The sequence below is a fragment of the Fulvimarina fulva genome (genome assembly GCF_039652615.1).
GTDB lineage: Bacteria > Pseudomonadota > Alphaproteobacteria > Rhizobiales > Rhizobiaceae > Fulvimarina.
Map to the genome: position 1 here is coordinate 19,178 of NZ_JBDJAC010000018.1, position 12,881 is coordinate 32,058.

The following is a 12,881-nucleotide window of genomic DNA, read 5'->3' on the forward strand; positions in this document are numbered from 1 at the left end:
GATGTCGCGAACAACGGATTCTATAAAATGACGCAGCGTAATAAAAGGAGTGACCATGGCTGATCGCCGCGATCCCATCTTCGTCGACGGCTTCGATGAAAGCGTCGCAATCTTGAAAAGTGCTCAGTTTCGGACCGATCATCCATTTCGTGCGACCCGTCAGCTGTTCGGGCCGACGGTGCTCGATGTGGAGGGAAAGGGTCATGTCGCGCGCAAGCGAAACTGGCTGCAGGACTTTTCCCGGCGCGCGCTCACGTCGGAGGCCTATCGCTCCGTCATCGAACAGAGCATGGCGGAAGGCTTTGCCGATGCCAGGGCGTATGACGACCTGATGCGCCTTGCCGTCTATGTGCCGAACCGGGTGATCCTCCTGCTTCTTGGCTGTGAGGATATCGATCCGATGGAGCATCACGCGAAGGTGCGCCCTGCGATCGCCTATCTGGAAACCAATGTGAAGGGGCCGGGCGTCGCCGAGGCCAAAGCCTATCTTCGAAGCGAGCTCTTTGCACGGGCCGACGGTCTCTTCGCGGACCTCGAGCCGAAACAGCGCGAGGCCGAACTCTCGCTTCTTGCCGTCGCCGGGTCCGAGACGACGACGGTGGCCATGAAGAGCCTCCTGATGCTCTGGGCCGAGGATCACGAGCGCTTCGTGCGCGAATGCACGGAGGCCGGCGTCGAGGCCTTCAATCTCGGTCTCTTGCGCAGCGATCCGCCGCTCGGCCTTGCAACGCGCTATTGCAGCGCCGATACGGTGATCGGCGAGACCGCGTTCGAAAAGGGCGACATCGTCCATGTGGATCTGGTCAAGAGCAATTCAGGCTGCCCGGTGCCCCACGGCAGCGCGGGCTTCGACCTGACCTTCGGCCAGGGCAAGCACAGCTGCCCCGGTCATCTACTCGCAAAAGCCGAGCTTGCCCTTCTGACCGAGCAATTGCTCGCCATGGACCGCAGCGCGATCACGCTCGAACGCACGGCAGCGACCCCGCGACCGGCGAATTTCCGCCATCCCTCGGGCATTGTTCTGCGCTTTGCACAGGAGGCTCGATCCGTCGCCTGAGAGCGTCAGTGGCTGGTAAGGCCAAGACGCGCCCGCTCGGCGTCTTCCATAGCCCGGCGCACGGTGATCGCCTGGCTCTCGCCGGCCTCGACATCGTCCCAGGTCAGCATCGCGCCTTCAGGGGCGGCGTTTTTCAGCGTCATCCCATGGGCAAGACCGATCGGCAGGCCATTGTTGCGCAGCGAATCCTCTGCGCGGGCGATGCGGCCCCAGACGGTGTAGCCGCCTTCGCCGTCGAGCCTGTCTCCGGGTTTGAGCTGCTTCTTGGCAACGGCCACGACATCGGAAACGAGGGCGTTGGTCCGTCCGGTCGGCTCGCCGCGCAGGGCAGCGCTTGCGACCGAAACCGGCAGTTCGAGCCCGATGAGATGGGACGGCCGGAAGAGCGTCGCATAGCGACCCGAGGTGTCGGTGACGACCTGATATTCCCGGAAGCAGCGGCGCACATAGTCCGCGCCGCGCCCGACTTCGTCCATCGCTTCAAAGGTGACGTAGACGCCCCATCTGAGATCGCCGAAGACGTGCCGGCCGTCGCGCTCGACGCTCGACACGCATTCGACCATGCCGGCGTCATCAAGCATTCCGCCGGCGCTGACGGGCCTCAGCACATTGGCGAGATCGTGCGTGCCGGCGGGCGGAAATTTCAGCCCACCGCGGGGCGCGAGGAGATCGGCCGCGTTGGAAATCGCGGCCATTTCCAGCGCCGATTTAGTGCCGTCGAGGAAGGAGTTGAACATCTGCGGGTTCATGCCGCCGGCCTTCGCCTCCTCGGGCGTCAGGCCGTAATGGTCCCAGACCGTGTCCGGCGTCGAGGCGGCGTATTCGGGGAGATATTTCGTGCCCTTGCCGGCCGCGACGATCCTGAAGCCGCAGGTGCGGGCCCAGTCGATCATCTCGCAGACGAGCGCCGGCTGGTCGCCGTAAGCCATGGAGTAGACGAGGCCCGCCTCGTCGAACTTTTTGACGAGATACGGCCCAGCGAGGACGTCGGCCTCCACGTTGACCATGACGATGTGCCGGCCTTCCTCGGCCGCGAGCAGGGCATGGTGAATACCGGCTGCCGGGCTTCCCGTCGCGTCGATGATGACATCGAGGCCGGAAGCCTTGATAAGCGCATCCGGGTCCTCGGTGATCATCGTGCGGCCGGTCGAAAGCGCATCCTCGAAGCTTGAGGCCAGAACGGAACCGAGGTCCCAGCCGGTATTGGTCATCGCGTCCTTCGCGCGGGCCGCCGAAAGATCGGCAATGACGTAGAGATGCATGCCGGGCACGTGCCGGACCTGGCTGAGAAACATCGAGCCGAACTTGCCTGCGCCGATCAGGCCGACACGGATCGGCTTGCCCGCATCCTGCCGGGCCTTGAGCTTTGTATAGAGATTCATGGGGTTCCGGCCCTCCTTGCCGTCGTCTGATCTGAAGTGTCAGCTTCCGATGGTCGCGCGTACGCTTTCGGAGAGTTTCCGCCCCGCAGTCAGCCCCTCCACCCGGTCGACGATGGTCGCGGCATCGATGCCGAAATGATCGTAGAGATCGCCGATCGTGCCGGTCTGGCCGAAATGCTCGACGCCGAGCGGGATAGTGCGGTGCCCGGCGACCGCGCCAAGCCAGGAGAGCGTCGTCGGATGGCCGTCGATCACGGTCACGAGGTGACAGCTCGCGGGTAGGGCCTCGAAGAGCCTTTCGATATGGGAGCGAGCCTGCCTGTTGCCCCGAGACCGTGCGCGCTGGGCCGCGAGCCAGCCGGAATTCAGCCGGTCCGCCGAGGTGACGGCGAGAACGCCGATATCGCGCCGGCCTTCGCCAAGAATGCCCGCCGCCTTGATCGCTTCGGGCGCGACCGCGCCCTGATAGGCGATGACGATCTCGCAATTGGGTCCCGGCGTCTTCAGCCAATAGGCCCCGTCGATCGCGCCCTGCCGGAACGCGTCGTCGGCGCGCGTGCCGATCTGTTCGATGGGATTGGTGGTAAGGCGCAGATAGACCGATCCGCCGGTCTCGTCGCGCAGCCATGTGCGCTCGTTGAGGACGGCATCGCCATCGCGCTGGAGATATTCGAACGCCCATTCGAGGATGACCGCGAGTTCGTCGGCAAAGGCTGGTTCGAAGGCCGACAGTCCATCCTGACTCATGCCGATCAGCGGCGTTCCGATCGACTGGTGCGCCCCGCCTTCGGGCGCGAGCGTAACGCCTGACGGGGTGCCGACGACGATGAAGCGGGCATCCTGATAACAGGCGTAGTTCAGGGCATCGAGGCCGCGATTGACGAAGGGATCGTAGAGCGTGCCGATCGGGATCAGACGCTTGCCGAAGAGCGAGTGCGAGAGCCCGGAGGCGGCCAGCAGCAGGAAAAGGTTCATCTCGGCGATACCGAGCTCGATATGCTGGCCTTCCGGCGCGAACACCCATTTCGCGGTGGACGGGATCTTGTGTTCGATAAAGGCGTCGAGCTGATCCTTGCGGGCAAAGAGCTTGCGCCGGTTCACCCACGGCCCGAGATTGGTGGTGCCGGTGACGTCCGGCGAGGTGGTGACGATGCGCGCGGCCAGATCGCTGTCGCCCTTGGCGAGGGTGTCGAGGATCTTGCCGAAGGCCGCCTGGGTGGAGATCGTCTTGTCCTTCGGCGGCGCGACGGCCTGGACGGAAATCTTCTCGGCCCTGTAGCGCCGCGTTCCCTTGGCGAAGAACGGAACCGCGTCGAGAAAGGCCTTGAAGGCTTCGGTATCCTCGATCGTCGCGTAAGGCTCCCATTCCTCGCCTTTGGCAACGCCCATATAGCGCTGCCATTCGGCGAACTGGTCCTTCGTCATCAGCCCGCCGTGATTGTCCTTGTGACCGGCGATCGGCGTGCCCCAGCCCTTGATCGTATAGGCGAGGAAGCATGTGGGGCGATCGTGATCGATCGAGGCGAAGGTTTCGGCCATAGTCGCGGTGCAGTTGCCGCCGAGATTTTCCATGAGGTCGGCGAGTTCGTCGTCGCTGCGCCGGTCGATCAGCGCCGAGACATCGCCCTGATCGCCGAGATCGTTCATCAGCCGCTCGCGCCAGACCGCGCCGCCCCGAAAGGTGAGGGCGGAATATTCCTGGTTGGAGCAGGCATCGATCCAGTCGCGCAGCTTCTGCCCGCCTGGCTCCTCGAAGGCTGCCCGCTGGAGCGCGCCGTGCTTGATGCGCACGACCTCCCAGCCGAACACGGCGAACATCTTCTCGATCCGCTCGAACAAACCCTCGCGCACGATCCCGTCGAGAGACTGGCGATTATAGTCGATGACCCACCAGCAGTTCCGCAGGTCGTTCTTCCAGCCCTCCTGCAGGGCCTCGTAGACATTGCCCTCGTCGAGTTCGGCATCGCCGACGAGAGCCACCATACGGCCGAGCGGCACATCCGCGCCCCAGGTCTTGGCCTGAATATAGTCCTGGACGATCGAGGCGAAGCTCGTGATCGCGACCCCAAGTCCGACGGAACCGGTCGAGAAGTCGACGTCGTCCCTGTCCTTCGTCCGGCTCGGATAGCTCTGGGCGCCGCCGAGCCCGCGAAAGGCTTCCAGCTGCTCGCGGCTCTGATTGCCCATCAGATATTGCATGGCATGAAAGACCGGCGAGGCATGGGGCTTCACGGCCACGCGGTCTTCCGGCCTCAGCGCGGAGAAATAAAGCGCCGTGATGATCTGGACCATGGAGGCGGACGAGGCCTGATGGCCACCAACCTTGATGCCGTCCACCTTCGGGCGAACGTGGTTGGCGTGATGGATCATCCAGTGCGAGAGCCACAAGAGACGGCTTTCCACGAGTTTCATGGGATATTCAGACAAAGAGGACCTCCCTTCCTCGTTGAATGACGCGATGGCCTGCAGCGTTCCTGTCAGGCCATCGCCGTATCAACCATCCTTATAATAGGAGCTGTAGCCGTTGAGGGCAGGCGCACCGCCGAGATGGGCGTAGAGAACCTTCGAGCCTTCCGGGAAGAAGCCCTTCTTCGTAAGGTCGATCATGCCCTGCATGGATTTTCCCTCATAGACGGGATCGGTCATCATCGCCTCGGTTCGGGCCGCAAGACGGATCGCGGCATTGGTCTCCTCCGAGGGGACGCCGTAGGCCGGATAGGCGTAATCCGGATTGATGACGATCTCGTCGTCGCGGACATCCCGGCCAAGCTCCACCAGCTTGGCCGTGTTGTCGACGATGGAACGCACCTGCGCGCGGGTCTGGTCAAGCGTACCCGACGCATCGATCCCGATGACGCGATCGGCCCTGTCCTGTGCGGCGAACCCGACGATCATGCCGCCCTGGGTGGAGCCGGTGACGACGCAGACGACGATGTAATCGAATGTAAAGCCGAGCTCCTTTTCCTGCGCTGCGACCTCTTCGGCAAAGCCGACATAGCCGAGCGCGCCGAACTTGTGGACCGAGGCCCCGGCGGGAATGGCATAGGGCTTGCCGCCGGCTTCCTCCACCGAGCGGATCGCATCCTCCCAGCTCTTTCGGATGCCGATGTCGAAGCCATCGTCCACGAGGCGCGAATCAGCGCCCATGAGGCGGGTCATCAGGATATTGCCGACCCGGTCGTAGACCGCGTCGTGGTGGGGCACCCATTTTTCCTGGATTACCACGCATTTCAGCCCGAGCTTGGCGGCGGTCGCCGCGACCATGCGGGTGTGGTTCGACTGGACGCCGCCGATCGAAACCAGCGTGTCGGCGCCGGAAGCGAGGGCATCCGGCACGATATATTCGAGCTTGCGCAGCTTGTTGCCGCCCATCGCGAGGCCGGAATTGCAGTCCTCGCGCTTGGCGTAGATCTCGACCTTGCCACCGAGCGCCTCGGTCAGGCGGGGCAGGTGTTCGATCGGCGTCGGGCCGAAGGTGAGGGGGTAGCGTTCGAATTGTGCGAGCAGCGACACCGGCGATTCTCCTGAGCCTGTTTCGGCGCGGCTTAATCGAAAAATTCGAAATGAGCGAGTGCTAGGCGCCTCTGATCGTTTCGACCAGAGGCGCCTCGCTCCTCGTTTCATTTACCGGTCGCGCTTGGCGAGGGTGCGAAGGCGCAGGGCGTTCAGCTTGATGAAGCCGGCGGCGTCCTTCTGGTCGTAGGCGCCGTGATCGTCCTCGAAGGTGACGAGCGCGTCGTTGTAGAGGGATTTCGCGCTCTCGCGGCCCTCGACGATGACATTGCCCTTGTAGAGCTTCAGCCGGACCGTGCCTTCCACATGCTTCTGGGAATGGTCGATCGCTGCCTGGAGCATTTCGCGCTCGGGGGAGAACCAGAAGCCGTTATAGATCAGCTCGGCATATTGCGGCATGAGCTGGTCCTTCAGGTGCATCGCGCCGCGGTCGAGGGTGATCGACTCGATTGCCCGATGGGCGGAAAGAAGGATCGTGCCGCCCGGCGTCTCGTAGATGCCGCGCGACTTCATGCCGACGAAGCGGTTCTCGACGAGATCGAGACGGCCGATGCCGTTGTCCCGGCCGAGATCGTTGAGCGCCGCAAGGATCTCGTGCGGCTTCATCGCCTTGCCGTCGATCGAGACCGGATCGCCCTTTTCGAAGCCGATGGTGATGGTCGTCGGCGTATCGGGTGCTTCTTCGGGAGAGACCGAACGCATGAAGACGTAAGGCGGCGGGCCCTCGTTCGGGTCCTCCAGAACCTTGCCTTCGGAGGAGGAGTGCAGAAGGTTCGCATCGACCGAGAACGGGGCCTCGCCGCGCTTGTCCTTCGTCACCGTGATCTGGTTCTTCTCGGCAAAATCGAGGAGATCGGTGCGCGACTTGAATTCCCAGTCGCGCCAGGGGGCGATGACCTTGATGTCCGGGTTCAGCGCATAGGCCGAAAGCTCGAAGCGCACCTGATCGTTGCCCTTGCCGGTCGCACCATGGGCAATCGCATCTGCGCCGGTCTCGGCTGCGATCTCCACGAGACGCTTGGAGATCAGCGGCCGGGCGATGGAGGTGCCGAGAAGATAGGTGCCCTCATAGACGGCGTTCGCGCGGAACATCGGAAACACGAAGTCGCGGCAGAACTCCTCGCGCACGTCCTCGATATAGATGTCCTTCACGCCGGCCCGTTCGGCCTTTTCGCGGGCGGGGCCCAGTTCCTCGCCCTGGCCGAGATCGGCGGTGAAGGTCACCACTTCCGCGCCAAGTTCGGTCTGGAGCCATTTCAGGATGATGGAGGTGTCGAGCCCGCCGGAATAGGCGAGGACGACCTTTTTGACGTCTCGGGGAAGGGCCATCGGTGTTCTTTCAAGGCGTGTTGTCTTTGCTGCGCTCTATAGCAAGCTTGGCGCACAAGAAAACCATGGGGTCGCATCAGATCGACAGGATGGGGATTTAACGGCCGAACGAGACAAGTGCCCGGCGAAGGATCAGCCCACCGCCGGTGCCGTGCCCTTGTCCTTCAGCAGCTTTTCCAGCGCCGGCATCAGTTCCTCGCGGAAGGTGCGTTCGGAGAACGGGCCGGTCTGCTTGTAGACGATGCGGCCGTCGGTCGAGATGAGGAAGCTTTCCGGCACGCCGTAGACGCCCCAGTCTATCGTCGCCGCGCCCTTCTGGTCGACGCCGATCGCGTCATACGGGTTGCCGAGGGCTTCAAGGAAGCCGCGCGCATTGGCCGGCTTGTCCTTGTAGTTGATCGCGACGATGTCGAGCCGGTCGTCCTTGGCAAGCTCCATCAACAGCGGATGCTCCTGCCGGCACGGGCCACACCATGAGGCGAAGACGTTGACCAGCATGGGCTTGTCGTGGGGCGCGCTCATGTCGAGGCCGGGGATCGGCTCGCCGCTCGCCGTCCGCATGTCTTCAAGGCCTGGAAGAACCGTTCTCGGAGCCGGCTTGTCGATCAGGACCGAGGGAATTTCCGTGATGTCGCGCCCGAGCTGGTTCTGGTGAAGCGCGTAGAAGAAGAGCCCCGCAAGGCCCGCAAAAAGGAGAAGCGGCAGGGCGACGAGAAAGCCGCGCTTCGAGCCTTTGGGTTTGGGCGTTTCGGTTTCGTGGTCGCTCATCGGATCAGGCCCCTTTCGACGAGGCTGCGTGTTTCGCATCGGACCGCCGACGTATTCCGCGCGCTTCGAGATCGGCGAGCGCCCGCTTCTGGGCTTGGGAGTCGAGGGCGATCCAGACGCCGAGGCCGATGATCGCAAGCGCGGAAAAGCCATAGGCCGCGAGGATGAAGCCGGTATAGCCGTCGCTCATGCCGGTGTCTCCGTCTTGGACCGTTCGGCCTTGCGGGCCGCGAGCCGGGACAGGGCCTCGACGCGGCGGCGCAGGATTTCCGTGCGCATCGCCGTGAGATGCAGGGCGAAGAAGAGCAGCGTGAACCCGAACGCGGAAAGAAGAAGCGGCGTCAGGAATTCGGCGGGCATTGCCGGGCCATCCACCCGCATCACGCTCGCCGGCTGATGCAGCGTGTTCCACCAGTCGACCGAGAACTTGATGATCGGGATATTCACCCAGCCGACGAGAACGAGGATCGCGGCGGGTTTTGCCGCCTTGCCGGGCTCGTCCAGCGCGCGGGTGAGCGCGATGAGGCCGAGATACATGATCAGAAGCACGAAGACGGAGGTGAGCCGCGCGTCCCATACCCACCAAGTGCCCCACATGGGCCGGCCCCAGATGGAGCCGGTGAGAAGGGCCAGCACGGTGAACACCGCGCCGATAGGCGCTGCCGCCTTGATCGAGACATCGGCCAGAGGATGACGCCAGACCAGCGTGCCGAGCGCCGATATGGCCATCACCGTCCAGATCATCATGCAGAGCCAGGCAAACGGCACATGGATGAACATGATCCGCACGGTTGCGCCCTGCTGATAGTCCTCCGGGGCCATGAAGCCGAGCGTCAGTCCCGCGAGAATCGCGAGGATGGCCAGCGCATAGAGCCATGGCAGGATCTTGCCCGACAGCTCCAGAAAGCGCGTCGGGTTGGCGAGGATGGCGAAGCGGCCGGGCCGGCCTGTGGCGACATTGCTCATGAGATCCGTTCTAGCCTTTCCTCAAAAGCCCCGCAAACCCAAAAGCCTGCGGCGAAGCGCGAAACCCGTTCGGCTTCCGAGACAGGCTGATAGCGGCGGATTTGGCTGATTTCGAGATCGGTGCCCGTTGCGCGTGACCGCCTCTCTTACCGGCTCCGGGCGATCTCCAGCAGCCTGCTGCAATCGACGACCTCTTCCAACCGGGCGGCGATCTCGTCGAGGGCAGCCTCGACGCCCGCCCGGTAACTTGCGCCAGTGGCCTTGAGTCCGAGCCGTGCGAGAAGATCGCGCCGGAAGGCATCGTTTGCGAAAACGCCGTGAAGATAGGTGCCGAAGACCCTTCCATCGGCGCTTGTCGCCCCGTCGGGCGTCTCGCCGATGCGGCAGACCGGGCGGGCGCAATCAGGACCGCTCGTTATGCCGAGATGAATTTCGTAGCCTTCCAGCGCCTCGCCGCTGAACATGGTCGCTGAGCCTTCGCGCACGGTCTTGTCCGTCGACAGCACGGTCTCGATATCGAGAAGGCCGAGACCTTCGCATGTTCCCGCCGGGCCCTCGATGCCCGCCGGATCGGTGACGCTTCTGCCCAGCATCTGATAGCCGCCGCAAAGCCCCACCACATGGCCGCCTTTCTCCACATGACGGCGAAGGTCGCGGTCCCATCCGTTCGCGCGAAAGGCTTCGAGATCGGCGATCGTCGATTTGGAGCCGGGAATGAGGATGAGATCGGCATTCTCGGGCAGCGGCTCGCCCGCCGCGACGAAGATGAGCGAGACGCCGCGCTCGTGGGCCAGCGGATCGCAATCGTCGAAATTGGCGATCCGGCCGAGACGCGGGACCGCGACGACGAGATCGCCCGGCCGGCTTTCCCTTTGGCTAAGCTTTTCGAGCGCGACGGAATCTTCTGCCGGCAAGCGGTTCGCGGCGGGAAGGAAGGGTATTACGCCAAGGGAGGGCCAGCCAGTGAACCCGGTAATCGCCGTGAGCCCGTCATCGAAGAGCGAGACGTCGCCCCGGAACTTGTTGATGAGGAAGCCGGCGATCATCGCGCGGTCCTTGTCGTCGAGGATCGTATGGGTGCCGACGATGGAGGCGATGACGCCGCCCCGGTCGATATCGCCGGTGAGGATCACCGGCACGTTCGCGGCGGTTGCAAAGCCCATATTGGCGATATCGTTCGCGCGCAGATTGATCTCGGCCGGCGAGCCCGCACCCTCGGCGATGACGAGATCGGCGTCGTCGCAAAGGGCCTCGAAGCTTTCGAGCACGGTCTTCAGGAATTCGCCTTTCAGGGCCTGATAGTCCCGCCCCCTGGCGCTGCCGGCCATCCGGCCGTTCAGAACGATCTGGCTGCCGGTCTCGGACTGGGGCTTCAGGAGCACCGGGTTCATCCACGTCGTTGCCGGCGTGTGGCAGGCGAGCGCCTGAACCCATTGCGCCCGGCCGATCTCGCCGAATTCGGCGGTGCCGGGAATGCGCGCGACGGCGGCGTTGTTCGACATGTTCTGCGGCTTGAAGGGCCGCACGGTCAGCCCGCGCCGGGTAAACAGCCGGCAGAGCCCCGCCACCAGCACGGACTTGCCGACATCCGAGCCCGTGCCCTGCAGCATGATGGCGGGTGTCTTGGTCATGCCTTGCGGCTTAGCCGATGAGCAGCTTCGTCGCCAGCGCCAGACAGGTGACGACCAGAAGCGGGCGGATCAGCTTCGAGCCGAAGCGCATGGCGGTCGCCGCGCCCAGCCGCGCGCCCAGAAACTGCGCGACGCCCATGGCGAGCCCGACGCTCCAGATCACCGCGCCACCCAGAATGAAGATCGCCAGCGAGCCGAGATTGGAAGAGAAATTCAACAGCTTGGTGTGCGCCGTCGCCTTGAGGACGCCGTAGCCGGCAAGCGTGACGAAGGCGATCATGAAGAAAGAGCCGGTACCGGGGCCGAACAGCCCGTCATAGGCCCCGATCAACGGCACGGCAAAGCCGGTGAAGAGAGCGGGCGAGATCCGCCGTTCCCGGTCGAGATCATTGAGGCCGGGCCTGAAGGCAAAAAAGAGCGCTACGGCGATCAAGAGAAACGGAAGGCCGATTTCGAGGACATCCGTCGGCACGACGAAGGCCGCGAGTGCCCCCACGACAGAGCCCCCGGCCGCTGCGAGCGCCGCCGGCCACTGGGTCTTGAGGTTCACATGCCCCTTGGCCGCATAGGCGATGGTCGCCGAGCCCGATCCGAAAATGCCCTGCACCTTGTTGGTGCCGAGCGCGGTGAGCGGGTCCATGCCGGACAGAAGCAGGGCGGGGATGGTAACCAGCCCGCCACCGCCGGCGACGGCATCGATATAACCGGCCAGAAACGCGGCCGCGACGAGAAGAAGAAGGATGTCGATGGGCATGGACGGGCTTTGGCGGAGCGGGAGGAAAAGCGCAAGCGTGTGGGGTTCACCCGCATCGAAAAGAAAGCAGCGGGCCGTTCCGCCTCAATCAGGCACGTGAATGCGCCCCTCCAGATAAAGAACCCCGTAGCCAGAGACGACGACCGTGTCGCCGTCCACCTCGCACCAGAGATCGCCGCCGCGTTTTGAAACCTGCCTTGCGGTGAGTTTCGTCTTCCCGAGGCGTTCGGCCCAGAAAGGGGCGAGGAGGCAATGGGCCGAGCCGGTGACCGGGTCCTCGTCGATGCCGGCATTCGGAGCGAACATGCGGCTGACGAAATCGACACTGTCGCCCTTCGCCGTGACGATGACATCGCTGCCCGGCGCGGTCGCGACCACGTTGCGCGAGCGCACGGCCGCGATGGCGCGGATATCGGGATCGAGATCGAGGATGTCGCTGGCCGTGTCATAGACGGCAAGAAACGAGGTCTCGCCCGCGACCTTCGTGAAGAAAAGCTTCTTCGGCGCCTTGCCGAGGGCGGCGGAAAGCTCGTCATGGGCCTCGTGGGGCTCGAGGCTGCGTGGCGGAAAGCGCATGATGAAGCGGCCATCCTCCGCCCGCGTCACCGTCAGCTCGCCCGAATGGCGGGTGACGAAGGTGAGCGTTTCGGCCGTCACGCCGAGGCATTCGGTGAGGACGAAGGCGGTTGCGAGCGTCGCATGACCGCAGAGCGGCACCTCGATCGCCGGCGTGAACCATCTGAGCTCCCAGCGGTCTTCGCCAGCCGGCAGGACGTAGGCCGTCTCGGCGAGATTGTTCTCCGCCGCGATCTTTCTCAGCATCTCGTCGGGCAGCCATTCGGTGAGCGGTACGACGGCGGCCGGATTGCCGGCGAAGAGATCGCTCGTGAAGGCATCGACCTGATAGATGGGAAGGGTGGGCATCGGCGGGGCTCCTGCAGTCGGGCGGCGAGATTGGGCGGTTGGTGACGGTTCCTGCTGCCGAACGATCCGGCGAGATTATGCTCAGCGCTTGTATTCGATGAAGCCGCTTTTCGTCGCGATCCGGTCGTAGAGCAGGCGGGCGGTCGTGTTGGTCTCCTCTGTCATCCAGTAGACCTTGCCGCAGCCATGGGCATCGGCCGCCCCATAGACCGCCTCGATAAGCGCCCGCGCAATGCCGCGTCCGCGATGATCGGGCTCGACCCAGAGATCCTGAAGATAGCAGACATCCTCGATCCGCCAGCCGTGGCGATGAAAGAGATAATGGGTGAGGCCGACGAGCTTTCCGTCACGGGCGGCGACGAGCCCGCGAAATTCGCCAGCCGCTCCCGACAGCATCCGCGCGAAACTCGACCGGTAAACGTCGTCCGCAAGCGTCGTCTCGTAGAAGGTGAGATAGCCTGTCCAGAGCGCGCGCCATTCGGGCTCGTCGTCCAGCGTGAGCGGGCGTATGTCGAAGGCCATGGGCAAACATCCATCGGTTGCGTGTTGGGTCCTGT

12 protein-coding genes are annotated in these 12,881 nt (G+C 64.0%); 1 reads left to right on the plus strand and 11 read right to left on the minus strand.

Going from position 1 to position 12,881, the window contains the following annotated elements; translation table 11 throughout:
- The first annotated feature begins 55 nt into the window (after positions 1–55).
- On the plus strand, positions 56–1,057 hold the full coding sequence (locus ABDX79_RS18100; protein ID WP_346221711.1) for a cytochrome P450 family protein: 1,002 nt from the start codon (positions 56–58) through the stop codon (positions 1,055–1,057).
- A 5-nt stretch (positions 1,058–1,062) separates the two neighbouring features.
- Here ABDX79_RS18100 and ABDX79_RS18105 read toward each other — a convergent pair whose 3' ends face one another.
- The 11 genes from ABDX79_RS18105 to ABDX79_RS18155 all read right to left on the minus strand — a co-directional run bounded on the left by ABDX79_RS18105 (position 1,063) and on the right by ABDX79_RS18155 (position 12,846).
- Positions 1,063–2,439 (minus strand): NAD(P)H-dependent oxidoreductase, encoded by a 1,377-nt coding sequence (locus ABDX79_RS18105; protein WP_346221712.1) that lies wholly within the window; start codon positions 2,437–2,439, stop codon positions 1,063–1,065.
- Positions 2,440–2,478: 39 nt separating this feature from the next.
- The gene (locus ABDX79_RS18110; protein ID WP_346221713.1) at positions 2,479–4,851 is read right to left on the minus strand and encodes a transketolase; all 2,373 of its coding nucleotides are present in this window, start codon (positions 4,849–4,851) and stop codon (positions 2,479–2,481) included.
- Between the two features lie 81 nt (positions 4,852–4,932).
- Positions 4,933–5,952: a 1-aminocyclopropane-1-carboxylate deaminase gene (locus ABDX79_RS18115; RefSeq protein ID WP_346221714.1), complete on the minus strand. Its 1,020-nt coding sequence runs from the start codon at positions 5,950–5,952 to the stop codon at positions 4,933–4,935.
- Between the two features lie 111 nt (positions 5,953–6,063).
- A complete protein-coding gene (locus tag ABDX79_RS18120) occupies positions 6,064–7,281 on the minus strand; it encodes an argininosuccinate synthase (RefSeq protein WP_346221715.1) in 1,218 nt (405 codons plus the stop codon).
- Between the two features lie 132 nt (positions 7,282–7,413).
- Entirely contained in the window at positions 7,414–8,049 is a 636-nt protein-coding gene (locus tag ABDX79_RS18125) for a DsbE family thiol:disulfide interchange protein (RefSeq protein WP_346221716.1), read from the minus strand.
- Between the two features lie 4 nt (positions 8,050–8,053).
- Positions 8,054–8,239 (minus strand): heme exporter protein CcmD, encoded by a 186-nt coding sequence (ccmD, locus tag ABDX79_RS18130; protein ID WP_346221717.1) that lies wholly within the window; start codon positions 8,237–8,239, stop codon positions 8,054–8,056.
- Complete coding sequence (locus ABDX79_RS18135) at positions 8,236–9,015, minus strand: heme ABC transporter permease (protein WP_346221718.1); 780 nt, start codon at positions 9,013–9,015, stop codon at positions 8,236–8,238. The genes ccmD and ABDX79_RS18135 overlap by 4 nt, the downstream gene beginning before the upstream one ends.
- 146 nt (positions 9,016–9,161) lie before the next feature.
- Positions 9,162–10,646: a cobyric acid synthase gene (locus ABDX79_RS18140; RefSeq protein WP_346221719.1), complete on the minus strand. Its 1,485-nt coding sequence runs from the start codon at positions 10,644–10,646 to the stop codon at positions 9,162–9,164.
- 10 nt (positions 10,647–10,656) lie between these two features.
- On the minus strand, positions 10,657–11,400 hold the full coding sequence (locus tag ABDX79_RS18145) for a TSUP family transporter (protein WP_346221720.1): 744 nt from the start codon (positions 11,398–11,400) through the stop codon (positions 10,657–10,659).
- 84 nt (positions 11,401–11,484) lie between these two features.
- Positions 11,485–12,324, minus strand: a complete 840-nt coding sequence (locus ABDX79_RS18150; protein ID WP_346221721.1) for a PhzF family phenazine biosynthesis protein — start codon at positions 12,322–12,324, stop codon at positions 11,485–11,487.
- 81 nt (positions 12,325–12,405) lie between these two features.
- Positions 12,406–12,846 (minus strand): GNAT family N-acetyltransferase, encoded by a 441-nt coding sequence (locus ABDX79_RS18155; protein ID WP_346221722.1) that lies wholly within the window; start codon positions 12,844–12,846, stop codon positions 12,406–12,408.
- Between the last annotated feature and the right edge of the window lie 35 nt (positions 12,847–12,881).

Bases quoted from the DNA above. Each gene is read 5' to 3' on its own strand.
- ABDX79_RS18105 (WP_346221712.1), bottom strand. From the start codon at position 2,439: ATGAATCTCTATACAAAGCTCAAGGCCCGGCAGGATGCGGGCAAGCCG.
- ABDX79_RS18145 (WP_346221720.1), bottom strand. From the start codon at position 11,400: ATGCCCATCGACATCCTTCTTCTTCTCGTCGCGGCCGCGTTTCTGGCC.
- ABDX79_RS18110 (WP_346221713.1), bottom strand. From the start codon at position 4,851: ATGAAACTCGTGGAAAGCCGTCTCTTGTGGCTCTCGCACTGGATGATC.
- ABDX79_RS18100 (WP_346221711.1), top strand. From the start codon at position 56: ATGGCTGATCGCCGCGATCCCATCTTCGTCGACGGCTTCGATGAAAGC.
- ABDX79_RS18135 (WP_346221718.1), bottom strand. From the start codon at position 9,015: ATGAGCAATGTCGCCACAGGCCGGCCCGGCCGCTTCGCCATCCTCGCC.
- ABDX79_RS18150 (WP_346221721.1), bottom strand. From the start codon at position 12,324: ATGCCCACCCTTCCCATCTATCAGGTCGATGCCTTCACGAGCGATCTC.
- ABDX79_RS18140 (WP_346221719.1), bottom strand. From the start codon at position 10,646: ATGACCAAGACACCCGCCATCATGCTGCAGGGCACGGGCTCGGATGTC.
- ABDX79_RS18155 (WP_346221722.1), bottom strand. From the start codon at position 12,846: ATGGCCTTCGACATACGCCCGCTCACGCTGGACGACGAGCCCGAATGG.
- ABDX79_RS18120 (WP_346221715.1), bottom strand. From the start codon at position 7,281: ATGGCCCTTCCCCGAGACGTCAAAAAGGTCGTCCTCGCCTATTCCGGC.
- ccmD (WP_346221717.1), bottom strand. From the start codon at position 8,239: ATGAGCGACGGCTATACCGGCTTCATCCTCGCGGCCTATGGCTTTTCC.
- ABDX79_RS18125 (WP_346221716.1), bottom strand. From the start codon at position 8,049: ATGAGCGACCACGAAACCGAAACGCCCAAACCCAAAGGCTCGAAGCGC.